Below are 25,528 nucleotides of genomic sequence, written 5' to 3'. Positions count from 1 at the left end.
ATTTCTTTGCTTGCTCTTAATTTGGGCTTTACTTAGAATCAATAAACTATTAATACTTGATACTTGGAAGATCGCGATGTCAATCTGGAAAAAATTTAAAGAGTTTTATACTGCTTCAGCAGAAAATAGAATAGGATTTTATACTTTTCTCGGCTTTCTTGTTATTCCCATCTTAGGAATGACAATTCTGTATATTGTAGTACGGTTTTTTTGGATAAAAGCATAATCTATAATCAAATGGGTTTTCCAACCATAAAAATAGAACAACCACAAAAAATTGATGTCTTATTTCCCCAGTAAAATGCTTTCTTTTGATATCACAGTTGGCGATAAAAAGGCTTTTTCAGCGAACCAATGAGCATATGCTTCAATATTAGGAGTTAAAAAAGCTTTAAAGTCCCATTCCTAATTCGTCATGATTAAACGGCCCTAATTCAATATTTTTTGCTTTAGCTAAACCTCTTACCATCCATTCTACAATTGCAGAATTTCCTCGACCAACAGGTTGCAATCGCGCAAGCCCATGTGCAATTTTTCCCGCATTATTAAGGAACTCGTGGATGCTGTCAGTAGAACTCCAATGACAACATGACTCAAAATAAGGTTGAAGTAATTCAAATTGAACTTGAAAATAACTGGTTCTACTCGTGTAATTTTCTGCAAAAGGCGTCATGCAATGATCAATGACAACAGTTGTTCGATTGTCTTCCTTGCCGTAATCATGCAACGTAATTGTAAGCGCCACATCATCTTCAATAAACGGGAAAAGAGAGTCCTTATTTTTTTCATGTAACTTAGCACGCTCATCCTCAGATAATTTAATGCAAATAATATATCTGGTTTTCCCCTCATGCTCACTTTTTTGTTCGGTTACTTCAATGTTCTCTGTAGGTTTATTGATTAACTCGTGAATATGCGCGTAGATCTCATTTTTTTGTGAAGGTAAATCTCTACTTAAGTTAAATTCATCTGTGGATGCAAATCCAGGTTTATTAAATAACCCAAATTGATGTCTTAAGGGACCATGTTTTAAAATTTTAGCTACTTCTCGTCTTTTATTTGCTAACCAAGCAAACGTACATCCTATTTGGGTGGATAACAACTCCTCGGGGCAACGAAGATCTTTTTGAGTTACTGGAGGTTTCTCCGGAAAAAAAGGAAATAGATCACCTAACTCATTAATAATTGCGTCGGTATATACTAACCATGTATTCTGTTTTGTTGCATCAAAATCTTTTAAACGATCTGTAGAAGAGGCTGTTGAAAATAGACCATTAGGACTACTGCTTATTTGCAATTCCTTACTCTTGTCTTTCATAATAAATCTTTTTATATCGAACCTTAATATAAGTGTGGCGTACCCCAAAAAACACTCTGAAAAATGAAGCAGCACTTCTTAATCATTAATTATCACAAGGCGTTCGACAATCTATAAACAGACTTATCCACAGAAAATGTGTATAACTTCGAGAAATAAATTTCATCTAAAAATAATTGGGGTCTAGTTAAAACAAGGAAATATTAAGAAGTTAGGCAAAAAGTTCAACCCATTACTTGAAGAAATATCCACAGACTTGAACATTTTAAAAGAATTAAAACTTTGCTAGTTTAAACAAACAAAAATAAAAAAAACAGTCTTGACTTTGAACTATTTTATTTATTGGTAAAAATTATACCAGCGGAACATGCAAACGATATGACAGATGACTTGTAAGATTTGGTTTTATTAAATTTGCCCCTTATGCGAGTTAAGGGGCAGCTAATGTGATTTTCTTCTATTTGCTAATAATGACTATTTACTGAAAAACAGATCGGGTTTCTGGAATCACTAATGCTGTAGAGGCTTTATTTTGTTCATACAACTCAAGCTTCGCCGTAATATAATCTTTGTAGGTTTGTGTTGCAAGCGATGCTTGGAGCTCCGCTAATTTGGTTTTGCATCTTTTTTCTGCCTTTGGGTATATTTCCATTGTTTTAATGAGGTAGTCAACGATTCTTTTTGAGAACAATGAATCATTTTCCATTGGATTTGGGTGATTTTTCGCAAACATCGATTGTCGAAAACCAAATATCCCCTGGTGGGTATATGCAAAACGATGAATATTTTGATGTAAATCCATGTAGAGTTGGACCATCCGCAGACGAGCTTCTACGCCGCTGGATTCAATTTGTCCATTTAATTGGTGAATATAGCTATTATCAAAATGATTATCGCGTGATTGTAGACGTTCATTGGTATAGGAATATTTCATCTTTTCAAATACTTGTTTCTTGAATTGATGAACAGTTTGCTCATCGGCATAGGCTGGATCTAGAAACAAATACGCTGCTTTATAATAAGAAAAACTATCCCTAAAATTTTGTCTATTAAATTCACGGTTCCCGCTTTCAACCAAGTTTTCAATTAATTTATGAAGACGTTGAGGAGTGTTCTGAGGTTCCCTATCAAGCAAATCAATGAGATAGTCTAAATTTTTCTTATCTTTAAACGCTTGAGGTACAGTTAGACCGTGAATATCCTTTAACGCTAAAAGCCATATAGGATGCTTGTTGCTACCTTTAGATATAACATTTGCATTTTGAACAATACTCTTACACTTATCATTAAAATGTTTTTCTTGAAAGTGATTGTCAGGACTAACCAGCGATTGGCATATGTCAAAAGCATTTTCACATTCGTTCCGCATAGCTAATGAATGAGTGCAGAGCTCATTTAAAACCTCTGCTGCAGTATATAGATAGGGTCGAGTAAAGATTGAATGCGTCTTAGGATCATTAATTGTACACTCTTTTCCTATGCGATCATCTCTCATTGTAATAAGTGCAGTGGTTAAACTACCATGTATTAAAGAACGATCAGCTGCTTCCATGCAGATTAAATTTTCCAGTGAATCATCAAACATCTGATTCTCTAAATAGGGATTTTCAAGCTGAATTTGTTTATACCCCAATCCTTTTTTCGTAATTTCATATATTGTTGGCGCTAAGTCTTCTTCATAGGAGCCTTGATACTGGCCTATTCGTGCACTATTCAAAGTACCATTAGTGCTATTGGTAATTGATTTTAAATAAGCCGCTGCATTTTCTTTTGAGTGACGTGGATCCATGGTGGATAATAAATCGATGATTTGTTCTTTAAGGAGCGCGTTTTCTTGATTCTGCTCGACGACTTGTTGATTATATTGCTCAGTAAGTTTTTTAAGTGGTTCCTGATTTGCACTACTATTGATAAAAAATTCTCTGAAATCTTCTAATGCCTTTTGCAATCCAGGAACAGTCTCGTATAAAGCCTGATTACCCGGCGTATTCTTTATATTATACAAAAATGCAACACCATTTCTTTCAAAATGAGCCATCTCCTCTATGCGAGGTTTCAACTCAGCATAACGTGTATTAGCTTGCTCTTGTGTAATACGACCTCTATCGAGATTTTCTTTGATCTCAATCAATGCACGTTCAACTGGAGCAATCATGTCTTCATAATATCGTCCTGGCCCTTGACCCCAGGCAATGTCATAAGTTGTGTATACTTTAGATATTTTTCCTGCTTCTCTCCATTCGTTTATCGCACCCGTGTAGACAAATTTTTTAAATTGCGCTAAAGAAATCTGATTATCCATAAGAAGATTGTAGGTCGATCCCTTTGCCCCACCATGGGTAAAAATTGAGACTTCCTTATAGCATGGGAGAGCAGCCAGGGCAAAGACTGCTGGATTATGAACTACACGAGGTGGTTCCCCGGATCCAATCGTTCCATCATTGTCAATTAATAATCTTATCATAAATACTCCTTTAAGGATTTCAAACTATATGGAGTCTGTGGTTTAAAAAATAGCAACTCACTCTAGTTATAAAAATAATTGTTTCTTTTCTTCATTAGTTGTCTGAGATGAAAAACCTTAATGATGAGGAAGGAAAAAAGTAGCTCATAAAAAATAAGTCAATTATGAAGCACAATGTTGTTTTTCTTCATCAATAGTCCTTCAATCAATAATTATTTTATTACAACAGTCTTATCTAAATCTGAGCATGAAATTACATTTGGTGACTGCCTATTCCATATAGGAATGAGCATTAGTTCTTAAACTTTCGCATTGGTTAATTTCTAACAGCATTTCTAGATAACGTCATACTCATTAAATTTACTTTTAATTCTTGGAAAAATATGGCATCTATCCTGACGTATATTCAAAAATAAGTTTATACAGGTTGGAAAATAAGCAAGTTGCTTTCGATCTTTAATGTATTGCGCAAATTATGAGCGATAACGAGTATAAAAAGGAGAATGATAAAAATATGAATCTTAAAAAATTTAGTATTCAAGCAATACTGGCAAAAGATGCAAATCTAAAAATAATTCAACAAGAATTTGAAGTAAAGGGAATTTGCAAAAGCTCTCTTATTACAAGTTCAAGCCTTCATAAACATAAAAGGAAACAACCCTCATGAACGAGAACAATGCTCAAAAACAACTACGCTCAAACGAAGAACTCATTCATTTTAGAAAAAAACACTTTTTACCTACCGCCGGTTTTTATCATAAAGATCCAATTCAGCTTGTCAAAGCACAGGGTACTTATGTATGGGACTCAGAAGGAAAACGTTATTTTGATGCTATAGGTGGGATTGTTTGTATCTCTGCCGGCCATAATCATCCTAAGATCAAAAAAGCACTTATTGAAGCACTCGAAGATGATGTAATTCAACATACAAGTCTTCTTTATTTAAATCAAGCCCCTGTCGAAACTGCCGAACGTTTGCTGGAAGAGGCACCAAATGGTATGGACAGAGTGTCTTTTACTAATTCTGGTTCAGAAGCTAATGAACTTGCCATAATGGCCGCACGTCATGCAACTGGAGAAACGATAGTAGTGAATGTACGCCACTCTTATCATGGAGGTACTTCTGCTGCACTGGCCTCATGCGGCCATTCAATCTGGCGATTCAGAGGACAGCCCGTTAGCAGCGTAACATCGGCTCTTGAACCATATTGTTATCGCTGTCCGTTTAAACAAAAACCTGAAAGTTGCAATCTGGAATGTGCAAAAAATGTTGAAACAACCATTCAAAATTCGACACACGGAAAAATAGCTGCTTTTATACTGGAACCTGTAATGGGCGTAGGTGGTTTTATTACTCCTCCTGATGACTATTTCACCGAGGTCGCCCGAATTGTTCATGACTACGGGGGAAAATATATTAGTGACGAAGTACAAACTGGTGCAGGTCGTGGCGGTGGCGATCTTTTACTCACCAAAACCTTGCAAATCGATGCAGATATGGTAACTATGGCAAAAGGGTTAGGCAACGGTGCTCCCGTAGGGGCAATACTTATGAAATCGGAAGTAGCCGAAACCATGACTGGAAAAACGTATTTTAATACCTTTGCAGGTGATCCATTGCAAATGATCCAATCTAAACTCACATTGGAAATTATAAAAGAAGAGCATCTTGTTGAAAATGCACGCATCATGGGCAATCTATTAAAAGATGGTTTTTATCAATTACAAAAGAAACACTCCCTGATTGGGGATGTTCGTGGTCGTGGTTTGCTTTTAGGAATTGAACTTGTCAAAGATCCCATAACTAAAACGCCAGCACCTGATGAAGCATTTCAGTTAATGGATTTGTGTAAGGATAAAGGGCTATTAGTTGGAAAAGGAGGACAGTTTGGGAATGTTTTCCGAATCGCACCACCTTTGACAATTAATCGGGATCAAGTGAATTTTATACTTACAACAATCGATCAATCTTTATCAGAATTAGCACGTTTGTATACTCTATAAAAATCAATGTTAGGTCAAGAAAACCCAAGATTGATAACCCGGCTTGTTTTGTAGCCGGGGAGATCAAAATTTAAATATTTAACTCCCATCAATCTTTAAGTTCAACACCAAGACAGATAGATCCGTTTGTTCTTAATAGTGAAACTCTAGCTCACATAAAATAGCTTGTGCTGAATAAAAGCCTGAAAACCAATCATTGCCTGGGTAATTTTGTTGCGATAAAACAGCAATTGATTTATTTTCAATTAGATTGTTTGAAATACACACTATATTGCATTAATATTTAATTATAGTGACCACTTGAATGTAATAGAGAAAAGACTTTTGCCTTGATAGTAAGAGCTAGATGAAAAGGACTGCCTGTCACATGTCGCCAAGTTATTCATTCAGTCAATAAGGAGTAGAATATGAATAAACAAATTCCAAATAAAATACCAAAAGAAAACTTGTTAACCAGAAAGGAGATAGAACGAGTTAAAAAAATAGATCAATACTTTAATGATATGGTTGACGAGTACCTTATATCTCACCCACCTAGAGACATAGCAAAAATTAAGAAAGATGAATAGCGATACAGGGCGTTATTGAATAAATTAAATTAAGCTCAATGTCACTACAACCGCAGCCAAGGAAGAGAATAAGGAGCGCGAATAGTAGCCGCGTGTGAGCCTAGACCGGTAGGGTCAGTCTTCATGGTAGCACTATTTTTAAGCCCCTTCCCGGAACTTTGAGATCCTGGAAGGTTTCTTAAAACTGTAGGAACGATTGTGTATCTATACGTGCTCTTGACTTCAGCGCCAAAAGTCCATAATCATGCAATACAACAAGCTTGAGGGATACTTTCTTGATAGTTAATTTTATATTGGGCACTGTCACTTACTCTTGAAGTAAACTCTTCTGACAATGTTCTTGGTTTCTGAAATAAGGAAGAAGGAGAATAATCTTTAAAATCATTAACATGATATCCCTCTATTTTAATTTTGGGTGTACTAAAAACAGAACATTTATCAATATGAGCTTTATGATCATCAAAAAGCGTGCAATGAACCACATCCTGCTCCAAATCAAAACTCTTAGCTATTTGTTGGGCCAAAAACTCAGGTTTTCTACCATTATCATTTATTGCGAATAAAGCAGGTCTATCGTTATCCTTAATTCCAAAGGCTGCTGTCATATCTTTTCTGGTATAAATTTTTATTTTATCAAATAGATGGTATGTATCTGGCTCAAATAATTTCTTGAGATGATCGTCGGTATACCTAAAATTGGCAGTTAAGATCCAAATGTCATCGCCTTGTTCTAAAGCACGGTTCATTTGCTCCCTAATGTTTTTTATCTCAGAAGGACTTTTAAATACAGGACCATCTTCAAGGAGTAACGATTTATCTTTAATTAAAGTATCATCTATGTCAAAAACAAATAAAAATTTTTTCATAATTCACTCAATTACAATTATTAGGATGCTAATTTATAGCCAATGTCAAGATAATCACAGGAGTTAACAAGTCCCATACCTGGCATTAATAACACTATCATTGCCATTGAGTATGAGGCCATAAAATCCCCTATTAAATCAGGGTTTGATATTCAAATGCTTAGCCATTCGCAATTTGACTCTACGCATTTTTGTGTAGATTGTACAATTTTACTTCATACAAGGCAAGCGTATCTCTTGTTCCGTTCATTTTGAAAAAACCTTTAAATATACAATTCGATTAAATTATGTTATAATTTGAAAGGTAGCCCCCTTGGATATCTAAAAGGTTGAAATAGCAAATACACAGATAGAAGATGAGTTCTAACCAATCATTCATTAGGTAGATATTTTGGAGAATAATATGACAGAAAGAACAAAGGATGCATCTAAAAAAAGTACCTCCACAAAAACAGATCGATTTATTGATGTAATGAATAAAATAGAAAAACAAAACAAAACTAAACCCGAAATAGAAAAGAAACCCAATGATACAAATATATATGACAGTCTTGCAGAAATCGCGCCTACGATAGATGATGAACTAGAACGTTATTTTAATGATGAAGAGCATAACGCAAATAAGTCTTTTAATCGTAGATAGCAGCTCATCCAGACTTTTGTAGTAACCCTTATTTTAAAAGGGCTATCTAAATGTTGCATGAGCTTAATTTTAGAGCTTTATGGCTGAATGGAACTATATAATTTAGCGAAGCATGAATAATAAACAAAAAAATGCACAACTAATATCTAAAAGATTTAGCACAAACAATGGCAACTTATTAAGCCACATTTACCAGAGGAAAAGATGAGAGGCGGCTGAGAAAAACCGATTTTCGTATAGTGATTCTAAAAAACGAACGTTCAGGACTCAATCAAAGCGCGAGAGTCATTTTATCTTTTCTATTGTTGCCACTTTTCGTTAATTTTTAACTGTTTCCCTAAATTTGGCGCATCTCCTCAAGGCATCAGAGTCGGGTTTTGATCGATAAGGTCTAGAGAGTTTTTTAATTCCATTAGTGTCGGTCGTTTCTTGGGATCTTTTTCTAAGCAACTGCTTATTAAAGATTGTATCTCAGAAGATGGATTTTCTAATAAATCATACATCAGTACCCCTAAACAATATATATCCATTTTAGGAGTAGCTGATATAGCAGTTGGTTTTACTGACCAACATTCTGGCGGGATATGCCAATATTCCTCTTTGTATTTTTCTACGATCTCTTGATTTGATTTCTGAAAAGCTAAAGGATCGATAGTAGTTCCATTAGGTACTGAAAGACCTCCATCAATTAAATAACTTTTTTGCGTACTGGAATCGTAATAAATATTATCTATTTTCAGATCTAGCACGATTAACCCTTTATCATGGCAATCCGTTAAGGCTTGGATAGCGGAATGAAAAAGGATTTTTTGTAATTCTGGAGTATCAATTATAAGCTTTTCATATGGAACACATTGAATATAGGGAACAACAAGCCTGTAATCCGACCCCATCGGAAATAAATGAGATTGCTTATCAGAATAAACTGTTTTGAAAAATCTGTGTTTCACAGTGGCCTCGCCAATATCTCCAGGTACCGTAACTGGATTTAAAACAGCAACCGATTTATTAGTGATAGATTTAAACAGTCTAACCTGAGCATAATCACCATGTCCAAGAGGTTTTATGGGAGAATACTCTGTTCCTCCATCAGATTCATACCCTGATTCATAACCACTATCTTCTGATTTTTTTTTAGTCTTGATTTTGTAACGCGCCATGAGGATAATCTCACAATAAGTTTGCTTGATAATATAAATTTGGCCGATTAAGTCAAAGAAAAATATACACGTTGTATATTTAAATGAAGATGCATTTTAGAGTACCTTAAACATTTTCACGGCCACTCATTCCTAAATGTGTTTTTTAAAAAGTCACTACCACCTTCAGTGTGGTTATATTTTTAAACATAAAGAATATATTTTACTATTTATATGCAAAAAATGCAAAAATAAATCGAAATATCAACAATGATCCTGAAAATTTCACGAATTGCAAATTAACAGCCAGAGCTCCTCTTTAGCTTAACTCGTAATTCTAACTTAAAAATAAAATAGATGCGGATCTGAAGGTTAGGTAATGTTAACGGATTATTTAGGTACATGAAGCCCCTTAACGGTTTACTCCTTCCATGACATAAAATGATGCGATTCCACGCGAAAGCGTAGCGCTAAAATTTGATCTCAAAATCGCGTGGACTATCTAGATTAAATCAATAACCTTAGATGCCAGATAATACTAAACTTTAAATTGGCTGTCTTTGGGTTTAGGGGGTTGATCCTCCTTAAATTTATGTAATTCACTTTTCACCAGTTTACTTTGTGTCATTTTTAAGTGATCCACAAAGCTTTGTATTTTTCGAACATATTCTGTATCTTTTTTATGTGTTTTATGGGCTAAGTATTCTTCGGCAGATTTAATTGCCTGCTTCGGATTTGTTTTACTTAATTCTTCAAGTTTCTGCGCTACCTTAAATATAGGAACAGCAACACTTTCGAACCCCATATCAGACAATACTTCCCACATTGGTTTTTTCTTGGTAGATACTTTAGGTTCAACAGATTCTTTCATGTGTTTGGGTTCAACATGTTTTTTCATTGATTTTGGTTCAACATCTTCTTTCATGACCGATTGAAATGATAACTTTGAGGCATGAGGATCTTTTGCGAGCGTTTCATTGATATCGTTTATCCATTCAGGGGCCGTGGTTTTGACTTTTTCATCATTAAATAAATCGATTAATGAATCTTTTTCTCCCTCAAGAATTTCAGCTTGGAGCGCATTATTGTGTAGCTCGGTAAATTTGTCTTCTTGCTCTTTTGGCATTAACCGCGCCAATAGAGTCAAGGCTTCGCGAATGCTTAACGTATCAATAGAAAGGCCAACCTTACCCAAAGTTTCATTAAATTCACTCACGTAATCCTCACCAATCTGCTTCAATAACTCATCTCTAATCTCAGGAGTTTTTTCTATACTAATATCTTTAAGATGTGGATGAGAAGACATGGAGGTGATAGCCACTACGTTTGCTCCCTCTTGGTGCGTTGCAAATGCATACACAGTGGAAGAAACACCGCCGGCATTGATGTGATCGTCAATAAGCAATACGTCTTGGCCTGCTAAAGATCCCTCTGGCCCTGGAGGGGGAGTATATTTGTATATAGGTTGTGTTAAGATTCGTTCTGAAGCACTTGCTGTGGTGCGATTAGCCTCATACGTCTTCCCTACATTCACAACCAGGGCTTTTTGGAAGAGCGGTTCCTTAGGCTTTTCTCCAAGAATGCTTTCGTGGTACTGATTCAACTGATTCATTATAGCAGCCGTATTGACTAAAGCTAAGAAGTTACAATTATTACCTGGCGTATACTGATCCTTCACGGGGTTCAATAAATAGATAGGCCCCTCTCCTTGACGATTTTTCATAACCTTGTCATACAAGTCAGGAATAAAATTATCATTATAAGTCTCGTTATAGATAAGTAGAGCCGCATCAAGACGAAGTTGCATCCACTTATTCTTAGTGACTGGCATACCTTTTTCATCTATATCAGTGCTGTCAAGGTGAATGTCTTTGATCTTGAAATTGTCTTTCATTGGACCAAGTGAAGTCCCTTTTTTAGCAATATGACGCAGGTTAACCAGATACAATTCCAGCAGACTATTAACCAGCGTGCACTCTGTTTTTGTGTTTAGGGGGTTACTAAATATTTTAGGCATGGTTATATCTTGTTCTTTTAGTTTACTATCCAAACTCTCTACAAACTCAGAACTAAGTTTCTTTCCAAGCTTAGCAATTTCTTTATAATTTTCAGCATCATATTCTGCTTTCATTAAACGCATGCATTCCTCAAATATTTCGACATCATCGGGAAAAGTACTTTTTAACTTTTCAACCTCGCTGAGTGCACGTTGAAATGAAGGAAAAAATTTATCCAAGTCAGGTACTTCAGCTGCATGAGTTGCGGTAATTATTTCAGTGTTATCTTTATCATAAGTTTGACGCCGTACCGCCCTTACCTCCTCTGTTTCTTTGTTCGCAAACATAATCTTTCTCCAGAGTTTATTAAATTAAGTACTATAATAAATATGTCATATATGTATAAAATATATACCATAAGTTGGATTTTTTTCTTTTTGAGTTAGATTCTCTTTTTTATTTTTGTCACTTTATAGATCAAAATGATTTTGAGTTTGGAGTTGCACGCTACTCAATGCCCGATGTAGCTAAAAAATACCCTGAACCCATTCGATAAACCATAGCATCTCAGGTTCAACCACTTAATCTTAGTGTTAAATTATTTAGCAAAATCACTGATGTTTCATCCATCAAAATGAACGGAATGGTTCATCACATTAATACCAAATTGATGGCATCCCATTGTTGACATAAGGATCGAGCAGATCAATAATTAAACATATGGATAAATAATTTAGCTCCTAAGGGATGTATAGAACATCAATCTAAAAGGGAGATGACAATCTTGATTCATTCCTTGAGAATTTATATCAAGCCCTTGTGTATACCAGTAAGCCTAAATGATCTGCACCGGCATCCTGGCTATACAAAAACAGATGTGTCCCGGAGAGCTGCCTGTAGAACTCGGAGTTAATGAAGCTTACTGATAACTTCTATAAAAGCCTAAAGATATATCTGAGGAGAAAAATGCTATGAAAGATAAGTCAGAAATTTTACCAAGCAAGCGTTCACCAAGACGCTCTCCTCCACGGGATCGTGTTGGAGAACACGTAGACCCATCCATATCTAGCAGCAACGAAGACAGCGAGACCCTAACCCTCGCGATAAAGCAAACTCTCTCAGCTCGCGCAACCCTATATTGGCCTTCGAAAGAACTAAGAGATGAACTAGCTCTAGCTGCCAAAGGATTGATGGGATACTTAGATTTCCTTAAAACACAAGAAGATGGTGACATGCTTGTAATCGGCTTATGTGCTCGTCTGCTTGGCCCAGAAGGTTTGGATCCTCAAGATTTCTTTCTCGAGGTAATTGAAAATAAGGGTGTTGTAGAGGATCCTAAAAAGCTAGCTAAGCTCTGCCTACATACGTTAGAAGGCCATCTCTTAGGCGTTGAAGATGGTCATAAAGGCCCGGAACTTGGACACTCACGCGCGGTAACAATTGCCCTTCTTGGCGATGTGGGCGCGTTTACGACTCACAGTGCCCCTGCCACAGGAACTGTGCGAACTAAAGAAGTGCATACTCGACTTAAAGAGTCATTCAGTGATTATGCGCTCCAACTCGAAGGCAAGAGTAGTGAATATAGACAATTGGTTGATCAATCAACAAAGCGTGCTAGAAAATTTGGTGGTGGAGAGATTGTTGGCCCAACAAAAAGCCAAGAAAGAAGGCGTGTTGAGGAAGAGAGTCTACCAAGGACGGGAATACACGACTGCGGTAAAGATGTAGATGAGTTGCTTGGCCGATTTGAGAAAGAAGGACATCTCGTACCAACGAAATGGTCATCCGCTCGACTGCATGTAAAACGGGTGGAAACGATTCAAGAGCCTTTGGCAGGACATATGTCAGCATCACCATCCGAGATTCTTTGGACTTGGGATATACTTGCAGGCCGAGGGCTGGATTGTGCATATACAGGTAACCCTGATAAGGAAACAGACTTTTTTTCCTCAGCCCGAGCAGGAGGAACATGTGCATTTTTAATAGGTTGTGGATACCACAGTGCCCTGGAGGTACTGCACGGGACAATGCTCTATGTTGGTCAAGATCTTCAGCATGTGCTGCCTGAGGCCGTAGAAATTAGGGAGAAAGAGACCGGATTTAAAGAACCACTGGATGCAGGGACTCTTTTTCACTCCGGTGCTGCGACAAGTTTAGTCGAAGATCTCCTAGATGATATGACTTCAACTGTTGGACGCGAAACCAAGTCATCTATAAAAATTGTGCAGGAAGAAACGCCTTCCATAGAGATGGTGCACAAAGAAAAGTTTAAAGAAAAGTCTGTCCTGAAAGAATCTGTTGAACCTAAAGTATCTACCAAGAAAAAACCAATGTGGCAAATACTGTCTGATCTGGGGTTCGAAAGTGTTGCTGTCCCTATATTTAGGGTAGCCCATCAACTTGAAGAATTAAGTAAAAAAAACCCGAAGCAGGCAATTAAATCTGGCGAAGAATACTTAGCTCATAAAACACATAAAAAAAATACAGAATATGTTCGAAAAATCCAAAGCTTTGTGGATCATTTAAAAATGGAGCAACTTAAACAAGTGAAAAATGAATTACATAAATTTAAAGAGGAACAAAACCCGAAACATGACAAAGATAGCCAATTTAAAGTTTAGTATTATCTTGGCATCCTAAATTTGTGCTCAATTTGATATTCCACGCGATTTTGAGATCAAAATTTAGCGATATGCTTTCGCGTGGAATCGCACCATTTCAATAGGCTAGTGCTATTCAATAAACTATAACACCGATGTTTCAATCCTTTAGTATTCAACACCATCATTCCTTGGTTATTTTCTCACAAGAAAGAAGAATCTGACTTATTTTTAACTAGTTTGTTTGAAATGAATGCTATATTACATTAATATTTAATTATAGTGACCAACTTGTGCGCAACCATGAAGAAAAAGATAGAGAAAGAGAAAGTAACCCTACCTATCTCAGTAAATAATTCTTTCGCAGAGGAAAACCGTTCAAGTACGGTTTTAGAGGACTCACAAAAAGATATAAAGTATCCTTTTACTATCCTTGAGCACTCCATGACGCCTTGGAATGTACTTAAAGACACTTGGCGTACTTATCAGCATGCCAAAGTAGAATTTAGACATCTTGTTGCGTTAAAGCCGGAACGACTCATTTTTCATGAGCTTGTAGCGAGAATGCAAGGACTTGTAGTACAAGAAGACTCTCCAGCGAAAGGAGAGGAAATTTTTCAACAAATGATCAAGATAGCAAGACAAGACGTTGTTGAAAATGAAGATTATGAACTAATAATAGAAGCAATTAATAAGGAGTATGACGAGTTATGCGAACTACTAGCTCCCATCAAGGAGGGCAATTACAAGGCATTAAAATTAGATTTTGAGGGACAAAAAATTGCAGAGCAATTTTTAAAAGAGGCTATAAAAGCGAATCGCAATGAAGAGTTGACCGAAGAACAAAATGCGGCCTGTTTTCAAAGAACGCTCGCCACCCTTTATACGAGAAAAGCGAGAGAGCTTGCAGCAAAATTTATGAACGAGAAGTTACCAGAAATTTTAAAAAAACATGACTGGGAATTTCTACCTACAAAACCTGTCGACGAAAGTATTTTTTTATTTACAACGGGAGGCTCTGCTTCGGGTAAGACCTCATCTCTTATAAAGGTAGCTACGGGAATAGAAGAAGAGCATCATGTTCAATGGAAAGATATGTCACATCACAACACGGATAGGTTATGTACCATTGTATTTGATAAAAAGGTCGATCCGAAACAATATTTTTACCTTGCCGGCGATGAAGCACGTTTGATAAAAGAAAGAGAGTTAGAGGTATGTGATGAACTTACCACTCAGTATGGATTGGCTGTTGACGAAGTAGATGATGCCGTTAGCATTAGGCTCGATCGATTTGAAGATGCAATTAATAAGAGAAAAGAAGTTGTGGTGTGTGCGGTTTCTACTGATACTGAAACGGCATTTCACCGAGCCTATTCGAGAGGTCAGCAAGCAGAGCGCTTTACCAATGCAAGTGCGTTATTAAAATCCCACAAAGACGCACCAAATAGTTTGAAAGAAGCCTTTTCTAAGTTTAAGGAGGATACAGATAATGTATCTATTCTCATGTATGACAATAATAGTGATATAGAAGGTGAGTCTGATCTTTTCTGTACGATTAGTTCAGGTTCAAAAAGCATCAATGTAATTGATTCGTCTCAATTGAATTTATGGTTAAAAAAATGCAACATGAACGTTGAGTTAGGTAAGCTTGAGAATGATGAATATTATGAGTTGGACCTGTATTCACAACCACCAATAACCCCAGAAGAATACTTTGAGCCATTGCTTAAGTTAGGTTATAAGATAAACTACACCAAAAAATTGGAGAGCGAAACCACCCATTCTGATGTATCTGTCGAGCAAGAGTCTGTTGAGCCTAAAGTGTCCTCAAAGAAAAAACCAATGTGGGAAGTATTGTCTGATATGGGGTTCGAAAGTGTTGCTGTTCCTATATTTAAGGTAGCGCAGAAACTTGAAGAATTAAGTAAAACAAATCCGAAGCAGGCAATTAAATCTGCCGAAGAATACTTAGCCCATAAAACACATAAAAAAGATACAGAATATGTTCGAAAAATACAAAGCTTTGTGGATCACTTAAAAATGACACAAAGCAAACTGGTGAAAAGTGAATTACATAAATTTAAGGAGGAGCAAACCCCTAAACCCAAAGACAGCCAATTTAAAGTTTAGTATTATTGTACAGGGGTCTAAAACTATTGATTTAATCATGTGAATTAGTTTCGACTTAATCTGACACAAGTACTTGAAAAAGAGAGAGTTTCCGGTTTTGATAGAAGTGCGAACTTGAAACAAAACCAAAAGGAAAACTCTCATGATAGATAATACAGTTAAAATTATTAAACATAAAGTTGGCTTATTAAACCTTGCTGAAGAATTAGGGAATGTATCTAAGGCATGTAAAGTAATGGGCTTATCCAGAGATACATTTTATCGCTATAAGTCGGCAGTAGAATCGGGAGGAGTTGATGCTTTATTCGATCAAAGCCGAAGAAAACCTAATCTAAAAAATAGAGTAGAAGAAGCAATTGAACTCTCGGTAAGGGAGTATGCGATCGCATTTCCAGCCCATGGTCAGCTTCGTACGAGCAATGAGCTTCGTAAACAGGGTATTTTTGTTTCTCCAAGTGGAGTTCGTAGCATTTGGCTGCGATATGAGCTTGCCAATTTTAAAGACCGCTTAAAAGCATTAGAGGCTAAAGTAGCTTCTGAAGGAATTATATTGACGGAAGCGCAGGTCGTAGCTTTGGAGAAAAAGAAATTTGATGATGAGGCATGTGGTGAAATCGAAACAGCACATCCTGGTTACCTCGGCTCGCAAGATACTTTTTATGTGGGTACGCTTAAAGGAGTCGGTCGCATTTATCAGCAAACTTTTGTTGATACCTATAGTAAAGTGGCATTTGCCAAGCTTTATACGACTAAAACGCCAATTACTTCAGCAGATTTACTGAACGATAAGGTTTTACCCTTCTTCGAACAACACGATTTACCTATACTGCGTATTTTAACAGATAGGGGTACTGAATATTGTGGCAAGGTAGAAGAACAGCATGATTATCAGCTTTATTTGGCAATTAATAACATTGACCATACAAAGACAAAAGCAAATTCACCTCAAACAAATGGGATTTGTGAACGTTTTCATAAAACGATTTTACAGGAGTTTTATCAAGTAACATTCCGAAAGAAAATTTACGAATCAATCGATGAATTGCAAAAAGATCTGGACGAATGGATGGATTACTATAATAATCAACGTACTCATCAGGGTAAAATGTGTTGTGGACGTACCCCAATGCAAACTTTGATAGAGAGTAAACAATTCTGGATGGAAAAATTTATAAACTAAATTTGACCTGACAGACACTTCTTAAAAACCGGTAACTGTCAGATCAAGTTGGAACTACTACAAATCATGTGATTCCCATAAAGCGCTTCAATTTTTTCATACTCAAATCGGTATAGGATTCAAACGCGTTTTTTAGAACTATTGATTGAATCAAATTTCGAACAAGATCTTTTTTTATTACACCAAATGTTCTTTTATTGTCTTTACTGTGTTGTTCATGTGATTTATACTAGCGCAACTATCTGACTATACATTAATTCACAATAAAGAGATTGTATGCCAACACTTAAACTACCCGAACGCTTTCAATCCGCTCCGTTTAATGGCAATTATTATAAGATATTAGGACTTAACAATAATCCTTCGCCCACGAGAGAACAAATAACTACTGCTTATCACTTAACAGCCATTCAGTATCATCCTGATAAAATATCAACATCCTCTGTGAAACCACCATTAAGTATCGAAGAAGCTAACGAATGCTTTAAAGCGATCGGTGCAATTAAATCCATTCTATTATCTCAATGCGCAGAGGTTATCTATACTTCAGTAACATCTGTTGGTAAAGCATCAAGTGTAAAAGAAGAAATACGCTCCGCTGACGACTTGTCTCCTGGAGAACAATTAAAAGCGGTTATGCTTGCCTATGTGCGCTCTGCAAGGTTTTGTGACTATGCTCCAGGTACAGGTCCTGGTGTAGGTGGATATTGGTCTTACATCGTGGGGGGGAAGAATGGTATTGAACAAGGGACATCTAAGTACAGCGGCAAATATGCTATTGCTACTGTATCTTACCAAGTCGAGCTTGATGACACATGGGAGCAGCCTCTAACTGTTTTGAATAAAAGCACGAAACCGTTTACAAAAATCCAGGATCCTCGTGTAATAAGCGAAGTGTTAACGATGTTGGCTGATTCAATTCCTAAAAAGCTCCGGGATCATTGTGCAAAAATTTATGGAAGTCATGTGCGTGAAGTGCCTGTTTTAGCAGCAAAAGAAACTCCTGTGATGGTGACCTCTAAGCCCTATGTTATTATAGATCCTCAAGGGAATAATTATGCTGATGGGATTCGTCAAAATAAAGATCATTCATTTACAATTTTTGGTAGAAATTGCAATGGTCAACCGAGAGAAATCACTCTCTTCCAAGATGGCCAAGTTTTAGGTTTTAATCGAAATCCAAATCTTGGAGTCGTAGGAAATCAATTTTTTGAAAACAGAAAGGAACTATTTCAGCATTTCGGTCTAGATATATCTGAAGCAATACCTAGCCTAAGTAGCCTAAAACCCCTGAGCTTTTAATGTGCGCTATGTGAATAAAATAAGTGATGAGACAATTGGCAGTGTCAATCAAATTCAATAAAAATCTTATTGAATCGGATTTATTCAACTGCCAATTCGATAGGTCATTTTTTTGCAACGTATATGAACCATCCCTTCTTGCAAGCTAATTTTTTCAGAAAGTTATAGATAATAGTTGCTGTCGTATATTCGGCGTTCAAGCCAAGTTTGCGCCCTGATGTAAATTCGCACTCTATTTCCTAATCGGAGCCAAGGCTTCAAGAGCCGTGTTGCAAAACAGGTTTTAACAGAGTTAGTTTTACCTATTAACTATCATTAAAAATTAACCAAAGCACACTTAAGAATTATATTTTATGTTAAATTAGGGTCTGTTGACAATTCACCTGCCGCCTACGTGCCGCGGCTTGTCCGCGGCATCCAGTAGATGGTCAAATTAAAAGCTGAACAACCTAATTGATTGATTAATGGAAGCAAACTCATAATATAACGGCTCAGATACCAAGTATAAAACGAGTTTGCAATGCTTAGACTTATGCTCAATGACGAGCGTTGGTCAAAGCTGAGGGAGAGCATGCTACAGCACAGAATTTATGACAAGCCCAAGCTTCGTAGGATAGTTGAGGCAATGTTATATCGCATGCGGGTTGGGTGTCCTTGGCGTGACCTACCGATAGATTTTGGATGCTGGAATTGAATTTATCAACAATTTAATCGATGGTCATCTCAAAAAAGTTAATTCAAATTTTTAAAACGCTTGTGCAAGAGCCCGATTTAGAATGGGAGTTTATTGATGGCAGTATTGTCAAAGCTCATCAACATAGTGCTGGCGCGCCTAATAAGGAAGAACAAGGCATTGGTAAGTCGGCTGCTGGAAATACAACGAAGATTCATATGGCCGTTGATGCTCACGGATTACCTATTGATTTTGAAATAACAGGTGGCGAAGTGCATGATTGCAAAGTGGCACCAGAATTTATCGAAAAGTTACCTGCTGCAGAACATACTATTGCAGATAAGGGTTATGATGACAGGCCATTATTTGTGCTCGATCAAAACATAAGAATCACGCAAAATTTACTCTCAGCCATTAAAGTACTTGTGTCAACTACATTATCTATACATCCAGCGCTGAGGTATATGGCGATCCATTAATCATTCCAACTCATGAAAAACATCCAATTCATCTCACAATGGATGATCGCGATTCTTATGCGGCTTCCAAAGCTATAGGAGATTTTTATATACGCTTATTTTCAAAACAGAATAACCTCTCCTATTTAATACTTCGAGTATTTAATTTGTATGGTGAACGAATGATCGGAACTAAATATGGACAGGTTATCCCTGAATTCATTCATCGTATATTGTATGAAGACAAATTCACAATCATTGGTAATGGCAGCAACACACGTAGTTTTTGTTATATTAAAGATGCAACATGGGCAATAAGAGAATTAGTGGAAAAAAAATATCAGGCGTAGTTAATTTAGGCAGCGATAAGGAAATATCCATTTTAGAACTGGCCAAAATGATTCATCATCTTGAAAAAAAATCATTTAATCCTGCGATTCTCCCAGCTCGACCAAATGACCATGCAAGAAGACAACCCGATATATCCCATTTAAAATCGATTTTAACAAACATATACTTTACTGATTTAAAAACAGGGTTAGAAAAATTGCTTTTATATTATAAATTTATTAGGTCTAGTGCTCCGAATTCAAACCCCACACAAATTTAGCATTCATTATGAACCAATCATCTATATTTAGCTCAATTAGATTTTTTTGAGACTATTTTCCCTACAATCAAATATTGCTAAGCAATTTTTTCCATCATCGCGCAGTTCACCATTGGGCGATACGTGTCTATATAGTGTTTGCTTTGTAATCCCAAGCTCTTCACATAAGCTGCCAATTTTAGTTTCGGTTTTTCCCATAGCAGCCATGACTAGACGAAGTTTTGCAGCTGTCATTTTATAAGGACGCCCGCCTTTTCGGCCACGTGCTCTTGCAGCTTGCATGCCTGCAATCGTTCGTTCTTTAATCATTTCTCGTTCAAATTCGGCGAGAGTCGCAAAAATACCAAATACTAATTTTCCGCCAGGCGTTGTTGTATCAATAGCTGCACCATGGCCAGTGAGCACTTGCAACGGAGCCCTTTTTATTCCTGAGACATTCTATGTTGTATTCTTATAACCACATACGCTGAAAAACTTTGTCTTTGTTAATAACAAGATGTTTCATTGCAGCAAGAATATGAAGTGCGATTAATACAACTAAAGTCCATGCAACTACCTCATGCACTTCGAAAAACTGTTCTGATATAGCATGACTTTTATTAACCCAACTTGGTAATTCTACTCCAAAAAAAATAACACCATGCTTGCTATATGAAGCCCCGATAAAGCCAGTAATTGGCATTATGAGCATGCATAAATAAAGCAACAAATGAATTGCTCTTGATAATATTGCTTGCCAATGTGGAACACTCGATGGAAGCGGAGCGGGTTTATGAGTAAACCGCCATATCAATCTAAAAAAAATCAGCATGGCAGCGATAAGGCCAAATGATTTATGAAGGTTAAAATACCAACCACTATAAGGCTGATCTTCAATGGACATCATATACCAACCTATACTAATTAATCCTATCAAAAGGAACGCTATCACCCAATGAAGCAATCTAGTGATAGTGTCATAATGCCAATTTTTATTGTTCTCCATGACAGTTCCTTTCCAACCGGTTTATTTAATCCTTAGCAATTTTTCTAGGTTAAGATATATATCAGTATTAAACAAGCATATAAATTGATATATTGAAAGTAGCTAATTTAAATTATGGAGAGCATATATGAGACTAAGCGGAATAAAAATAGCCTTTATATCTACATTATTAGTATCAGGTTTTATCTCACCATCGTTATTCGCAGGATCTAAAGAAACAGCAATTAATAATAAAATAAATGCAGTCATTTCCCCAAAGGTTTTTGAAATGGCAAAAAAGAATGAAAACTGGAAGTTAGCACTGGTGACAGGTAAAGATGCGCAGGTTGTTTTCATGAATATCACTCCTAAGACCAACCCCAACAATGAGATAGGGATCGAAACACATCAATTTGATCAAGTTATCTTTGTTGTTGAAGGTCAGGCTAAATCTGTCCTCAATGGCAAAAAATCAACTGTTACAGCAGGTGATATGATTTTTATCCCTCAAGGGATTCCTCATAATTTTATTAATCTCAATGTAAAGAAACCATTCAAAATAATTAGTGTTTATTCGGCTACAGATATCCCTGAAAATGCGGCATATAAACAGAAATCTGATACACCACAAGAGTGACTCTGTAATAAATTGACGCAGATTTATTTAGTGTAGGAGTTCTGATATAAATGCAACATAAAGAATATCATCGAATTGAGCGAATTGGCTGGTTACGAGCTGCCGTATTGGGTGCAAATGACGGTATTATCTCTACTGCGAGCTTATTGATTGGTGTTGCTGCTGCTCATACACCTTATAGTGGAATATTTGTAGCTGGGATTGCAGGATTAATTGCTGGCGCCATGTCTATGGCTGCAGGTGAATATATATCAGTAAGCTCTCAAGCGGATACAGAAAAATCTGCCTTACGACGTGAAAAGGCAGAACTTGCAGAGAGTTTACCCAATGAAGTTGAAGAGTTAACCGCTATTTATATTAATCGTGGATTGGAGCGTGATTTTGCTAAAGAAGTTGTAAAACAATTGATGGCTAAAGATGCATTAGGAACTCATGCTCGCGATGAGCTTGGTATTACTGAAGTAACTAGTGCTCGTCCACTTCAGGCAGCGCTTTTTTCAGCCTGTAGTTTTACACTTGGCTCATTATTACCACTATTAATGATTTTTATTGTTCCTAGAATCTACCTTGTTCCATCAGTATCAATAATGGCTGTTCTATTTTTGGCATTACTCGGAGCAGTCGCAGCAAAGGTTGGCGGAGCTCGAATAGTATCAGGAGCATTGCGTGTTGTGATATGGGGAACAATAGCAATGCTTGTAAGTGCAGGTATTGGCTCACTCTTAGGTATAACTGTGCAAAATTAAACCACAAGGCATGCAATCGATCCAATCATTTTTTAAGTAAGGAAATGAGCATTACCTGCCCCCCCCCGGCCTTGAAATAGTTGGATGGGGTAATTCGTCCATTAATAAAATTAATAATATCTTCTTCTTTATCCTCCTGCTATTATCCCAAAATTCTTGCATGTGAGGCTTGGCAAGCCGTTCAAAAATAATGCTTTCGCGATGATGATTAATTTTCTCAAAAAAGCAATAGATTGGAGCTATTATGTAGACTCATAATGCCTCCTTTAATTTGTTAATTAACGCTTTAAGTGATAGATATTTTCCATAACCTAAATATGTTGCAATAATTTTTTGGATGGGTACGCCTAACTGATAAAGATGAAAAATTTTTTCTCTGTCTTGATCATACATTGAATCTTGTATTACCCCTTTGGGTTTACCAAGCTTGATGCCTTTGGCGGCGCGTGCACGCACCCCCTTTTTTGTTCGCTCAGAAATAAAATCTCGTTCTAATTCAGCAAGCATTGAAAAAATAGTAATGCGTACTTTGTTTGCCACGTTATTTTGGCATTGGAGTTTAAATCCAATTTTGCTTGATAAGTATGAGTCTAGATAATTTATCCTGGACAATTGTTTCTATAGTATTCAGTGGTACTTTAATTGATCGACCAAGCCTTGATAATTCAGAAGCAATAACAACATTATCAGGTGACAATCTGTCTAGTAACTCATCGATGCGACGTAATGGGTTGACTTGCGTGACGACATTTCTAACTCAATCCATTCATCAACCATTAGTTTTTGCTCAATGCAATAACGACTAATGCTGATATCACCTGGTTCATTTTGAATCTCCCATCCAGTTTCAAACAGTCAAACAGTCAAACAGTCAAACAGTCAAACAGTCAAACAGTCAATTTGAATACTAAGCTGGTTACTATTAAATGCCAACTCAGTGGGTGGAATGGTTCATTACATTGGAGCCATGGAAAACACGTGAGATTTATCGTACTGGAGCATTTTTCATGTAATTAGAGTCTATTGACAATTGACGAGTCACAGAAAGGTGGCGGGTAATTGTCAACAGACCCTTGAGATAACTTTATTCTTGCTCTCATAGGAGCCGTCTTTTTTCAAGACATCTCACTCTCCTTCATAGAGAATAAAATTAGATTAACTGTTACCTATGTATCCGGTGTTACCCGGGTTGGACCTTCCTCACAATCTTAGTACGGGAGAGAATAGATCGAAGTAAATTCAAAAAATCCGTGAACATCTTAAGAGACAATAGCGTGTAAAAAACTTCAGGGACGTTACCTATTTACTTATTATTTTTTTTAACGCATGGTCGTATTTAATTAAAGTTGGAATTACTTGACCTAACGTGTCACAATTTAGCTTCTTTTTTATGCTTTCGAAATGCCTTTCTACGGTACGTTTGGATATTTCCAAAATGGAAGCAATACGCTGTAGACTAAAATCATTGAAATACAAATATATCATTTCTTTTTCTCTATGAGTCAAATCTTTAGCTGCTAAAAAAGTAAACGGCAGCTGGTTATAATCGAAAACTTCATCTTTGATAAGTTCAACCATATTCTGATGAGAGGATTTTAAAATCAGATCTTTTAGATTGTCCTTCTTTGTTTCAGAGCCCTTACAAATTTGTTCATTCATCCGAATAATGCATTCTTTTGGAAGAATTAAATAATTATCTTTTGTGTGTAACCTTCTAACTCTATTCGACAGATTGGCAGCAATCATATTTAAGAAATCAATATTATTAAAAATAAAATTATTTGTGTCATTAGGACTGTGGGATGAGGCGAAAGTTACCATTTCCACTCGATGTGTGTCTTGACGAATAATATCAACAAAATAGGTATAATCACGATTAAGTAGACAGTCTTTTATTCCTGAGGCAATGATATTATCACTATCAACATTGCATACATAAAAACAATCATGTTGGTAATTTTTTTTGCACAAATTCTGCTCAATGAATAATTCTTTTGACAAAATATCCGTTATAATTGAGTTTTCCGAAATCAGTTGTAAATAACGTCCTTGAAAATCGAAATATAAGTAACCCCAAAAGTCTATTGGGGTATTTATGAAAATATCCTGATAACAATTAAATAAATAACTGGTATAGGATTTCATTGTGGATACAGCATTCATTGACGCATATTTCCTAATATTTTAAATAATTATAGAACAATTTGTATTTATTTTTACACAAAAGAGTGCGTAAGTCCTAAAATCTGCTGTATCAACGATGTAATTTAACTGAGGGATTGGTTTACATGAAAAATGAAACTGTCTATTTGGGTTATTCAAATTAGTTCCTTTAAGGTGTTTTAATCGTTTCGAACATATCGAAAGCCCTCCCTGGCAACCGATTTACCTAAACAGAAGTTGGGCTTAATCGTGTCATTTCATTTATTTTTTCATCGGCTTATTGTAATACTTCTAAAGCTTCTTTGGAGGGATTCTCTCTCATTTGTTTTGATAAAGTGCTGAAGAACAACAACTCATTTTCGAGCTTCTTATCTCTCTGTATTCTAATATTTTGGTCTAAATACTTGAACTTATCTTTTAGTGAAAACATATTTGCGTTATTTTTGTCCAACATGTTTGATGCCTTATTAAAAAGTCTCTAAATTAAGATACATGATTATAAAAAAAATAAAGAGGCTTCGCTTTGGAAGCCTTGTCAAAAATGGAGTTTTATATTTCAAATCGGGATTTAGTAGCAGGAGTTTCTTCAGTTTCTTGTTTTAATTGCTTAAAGAACAAATAACCCAATTTATTGTTTCATTGGGATTGCTTGCCCTCAAGTTTTTCCCCAATGTGCACTACTTGCTCTCCAACTATATCTAACTTTTGTTCAAGCTTTTCTGGGCATTTTGTATGTCATCATATTCTTTGCCAATTTTGGCTACTTTTCCTTCAGTTTCGTCTATCGCAACATTAATGCTTATCCATTTATCTACTTCTTTAACAACTGATGAGTCCTTGTTTTACTTATTTAAAAAAGATTTCACTTTTTCTTTTTCATATCCCTCTGCATTAAACATTGAAAAGAATTGATCCTTAATGTGTTTTATAAAATTTTGCTCACCTGCTTCTTTTGCAATTTCTTCTTTAGCCTCTTCAAGTGCTTCTCTTATGCCCGCTTTTTTTTAACTCATCCTTTTTGGCACAGTCACAGTTTTCTTTTCTTGAGATTGCACAGAAGTT

At 36.2% G+C, this 25,528-nt stretch carries 22 protein-coding genes and 2 pseudogenes; 15 read left to right on the top strand and 9 right to left on the bottom strand.

The features are described 5' to 3' along the window. Positions 1-76 precede the first annotated feature (76 nt). A complete protein-coding gene (locus EL220_RS18335; RefSeq protein ID WP_187326704.1) occupies positions 77-226 on the top strand; it encodes a hypothetical protein in 150 nt (49 codons plus the stop codon). Between the two features lie 165 nt (positions 227-391). Here EL220_RS18335 and EL220_RS07540 read toward each other — a convergent pair whose 3' ends face one another. Both EL220_RS07540 and EL220_RS07535 read right to left on the bottom strand, forming a co-directional pair. Then, complete coding sequence (locus tag EL220_RS07540) at positions 392-1,318, bottom strand: hypothetical protein (protein WP_269147466.1); 927 nt, start codon at positions 1,316-1,318, stop codon at positions 392-394. A 478-nt stretch (positions 1,319-1,796) separates the two neighbouring features. Further along, positions 1,797-3,782 (bottom strand): hypothetical protein, encoded by a 1,986-nt coding sequence (locus tag EL220_RS07535; RefSeq protein WP_027271978.1) that lies wholly within the window; start codon positions 3,780-3,782, stop codon positions 1,797-1,799. A gap of 663 nt (positions 3,783-4,445) precedes the next feature. On the opposite strand from EL220_RS07535, the gene EL220_RS07530 reads away from it, so the two are divergent. Beyond that, on the top strand, positions 4,446-5,786 hold the full coding sequence (locus EL220_RS07530) for an aspartate aminotransferase family protein (RefSeq protein ID WP_027271979.1): 1,341 nt from the start codon (positions 4,446-4,448) through the stop codon (positions 5,784-5,786). Between the two features lie 407 nt (positions 5,787-6,193). Continuing rightward, positions 6,194-6,355 carry a hypothetical protein gene (locus tag EL220_RS18170; RefSeq protein WP_164480585.1) on the top strand — a complete coding sequence of 54 codons (162 nt, stop codon included), beginning with the start codon at positions 6,194-6,196 and terminating at the stop codon, positions 6,353-6,355. Between the two features lie 242 nt (positions 6,356-6,597). Here EL220_RS18170 and EL220_RS07525 read toward each other — a convergent pair whose 3' ends face one another. After that, positions 6,598-7,221 (bottom strand): hypothetical protein, encoded by a 624-nt coding sequence (locus EL220_RS07525; protein ID WP_027271980.1) that lies wholly within the window; start codon positions 7,219-7,221, stop codon positions 6,598-6,600. Between the two features lie 403 nt (positions 7,222-7,624). On the opposite strand from EL220_RS07525, the gene EL220_RS07520 reads away from it, so the two are divergent. Beyond that, the gene (locus EL220_RS07520; protein ID WP_027271981.1) at positions 7,625-7,864 is read left to right on the top strand and encodes a hypothetical protein; all 240 of its coding nucleotides are present in this window, start codon (positions 7,625-7,627) and stop codon (positions 7,862-7,864) included. 356 nt (positions 7,865-8,220) lie between these two features. On the opposite strand, the gene EL220_RS07515 is transcribed toward EL220_RS07520, so the two are convergent. After that, positions 8,221-9,024, bottom strand: coding sequence for a protein kinase domain-containing protein (locus tag EL220_RS07515; RefSeq protein WP_027271982.1), 804 nt, complete (start codon positions 9,022-9,024; stop codon positions 8,221-8,223). Positions 9,025-9,541: 517 nt separating this feature from the next. Beyond that, entirely contained in the window at positions 9,542-11,347 is a 1,806-nt protein-coding gene (locus EL220_RS07510) for a hypothetical protein (protein ID WP_027271983.1), read from the bottom strand. A 624-nt stretch (positions 11,348-11,971) separates the two neighbouring features. On the opposite strand from EL220_RS07510, the gene EL220_RS07505 reads away from it, so the two are divergent. From EL220_RS07505 to EL220_RS18165, 7 genes and pseudogenes are all read left to right on the top strand, one after another. Continuing rightward, complete coding sequence (locus tag EL220_RS07505) at positions 11,972-13,621, top strand: hypothetical protein (RefSeq protein ID WP_027271984.1); 1,650 nt, start codon at positions 11,972-11,974, stop codon at positions 13,619-13,621. Positions 13,622-13,903: 282 nt separating this feature from the next. Then, positions 13,904-15,733, top strand: a complete 1,830-nt coding sequence (locus tag EL220_RS07500; protein ID WP_027271985.1) for a hypothetical protein — start codon at positions 13,904-13,906, stop codon at positions 15,731-15,733. 142 nt (positions 15,734-15,875) lie between these two features. After that, positions 15,876-16,938 (top strand): annotated as a pseudogene (locus EL220_RS07495) (IS481 family transposase). Positions 16,939-17,189: 251 nt separating this feature from the next. Next, entirely contained in the window at positions 17,190-18,215 is a 1,026-nt protein-coding gene (locus EL220_RS07490; protein ID WP_027272411.1) for a DnaJ domain-containing protein, read from the top strand. A gap of 520 nt (positions 18,216-18,735) precedes the next feature. Beyond that, positions 18,736-19,247: pseudogene (locus EL220_RS07485) on the top strand (IS5 family transposase); the annotation flags it as partial. 77 nt (positions 19,248-19,324) lie between these two features. Next, positions 19,325-19,696: an NAD-dependent epimerase/dehydratase family protein gene (locus EL220_RS07480; RefSeq protein ID WP_081779042.1), complete on the top strand. Its 372-nt coding sequence runs from the start codon at positions 19,325-19,327 to the stop codon at positions 19,694-19,696. Next, on the top strand, positions 19,654-19,956 hold the full coding sequence (locus EL220_RS18165) for a Rossmann-fold NAD(P)-binding domain-containing protein (RefSeq protein WP_155833959.1): 303 nt from the start codon (positions 19,654-19,656) through the stop codon (positions 19,954-19,956). Before EL220_RS07480 ends, EL220_RS18165 begins: the two co-directional genes overlap by 43 nt. Positions 19,957-19,992: 36 nt before the next feature. On the opposite strand, the gene EL220_RS07475 is transcribed toward EL220_RS18165, so the two are convergent. Both EL220_RS07475 and EL220_RS07470 read right to left on the bottom strand, forming a co-directional pair. After that, complete coding sequence (locus EL220_RS07475) at positions 19,993-20,361, bottom strand: recombinase family protein (protein ID WP_462138149.1); 369 nt, start codon at positions 20,359-20,361, stop codon at positions 19,993-19,995. A 46-nt stretch (positions 20,362-20,407) separates the two neighbouring features. After that, the gene (locus tag EL220_RS07470) at positions 20,408-20,941 is read right to left on the bottom strand and encodes a cytochrome b (protein WP_027270064.1); all 534 of its coding nucleotides are present in this window, start codon (positions 20,939-20,941) and stop codon (positions 20,408-20,410) included. Positions 20,942-21,209: 268 nt separating this feature from the next. Between EL220_RS07470 and EL220_RS07465 the strand changes: the two genes are divergently transcribed. Together EL220_RS07465 and EL220_RS07460 are read left to right on the top strand one after the other, a co-directional pair. Further along, complete coding sequence (locus tag EL220_RS07465; protein WP_232002692.1) at positions 21,210-21,557, top strand: cupin domain-containing protein; 348 nt, start codon at positions 21,210-21,212, stop codon at positions 21,555-21,557. Between the two features lie 50 nt (positions 21,558-21,607). Further along, positions 21,608-22,303 carry a VIT1/CCC1 transporter family protein gene (locus EL220_RS07460; protein ID WP_027270066.1) on the top strand — a complete coding sequence of 232 codons (696 nt, stop codon included), beginning with the start codon at positions 21,608-21,610 and terminating at the stop codon, positions 22,301-22,303. A 252-nt stretch (positions 22,304-22,555) separates the two neighbouring features. On the opposite strand, the gene EL220_RS18330 is transcribed toward EL220_RS07460, so the two are convergent. Further along, the gene (locus EL220_RS18330) at positions 22,556-22,843 is read right to left on the bottom strand and encodes a recombinase family protein (protein ID WP_197720979.1); all 288 of its coding nucleotides are present in this window, start codon (positions 22,841-22,843) and stop codon (positions 22,556-22,558) included. Between the two features lie 44 nt (positions 22,844-22,887). Between EL220_RS18330 and EL220_RS18325 the strand changes: the two genes are divergently transcribed. After that, positions 22,888-23,109, top strand: a complete 222-nt coding sequence (locus tag EL220_RS18325; RefSeq protein WP_197720978.1) for a hypothetical protein — start codon at positions 22,888-22,890, stop codon at positions 23,107-23,109. A 493-nt stretch (positions 23,110-23,602) separates the two neighbouring features. Here EL220_RS18325 and EL220_RS07450 read toward each other — a convergent pair whose 3' ends face one another. After that, positions 23,603-24,466, bottom strand: a complete 864-nt coding sequence (locus EL220_RS07450; RefSeq protein WP_027270068.1) for a helix-turn-helix transcriptional regulator — start codon at positions 24,464-24,466, stop codon at positions 23,603-23,605. 732 nt (positions 24,467-25,198) lie between these two features. Between EL220_RS07450 and EL220_RS07445 the strand changes: the two genes are divergently transcribed. Then, the gene (locus tag EL220_RS07445) at positions 25,199-25,378 is read left to right on the top strand and encodes a hypothetical protein (protein WP_027270069.1); all 180 of its coding nucleotides are present in this window, start codon (positions 25,199-25,201) and stop codon (positions 25,376-25,378) included. Positions 25,379-25,528 lie beyond the last annotated feature (150 nt).

Source organism: Legionella sainthelensi, from assembly GCF_900637685.1.
GTDB classification, from domain to species: Bacteria; Pseudomonadota; Gammaproteobacteria; order Legionellales; family Legionellaceae; genus Legionella; species Legionella sainthelensi.
The sequence above is the reverse complement of the archived record's forward strand: the minus strand, read 5'-3'. Positions and strand labels throughout refer to the sequence as shown.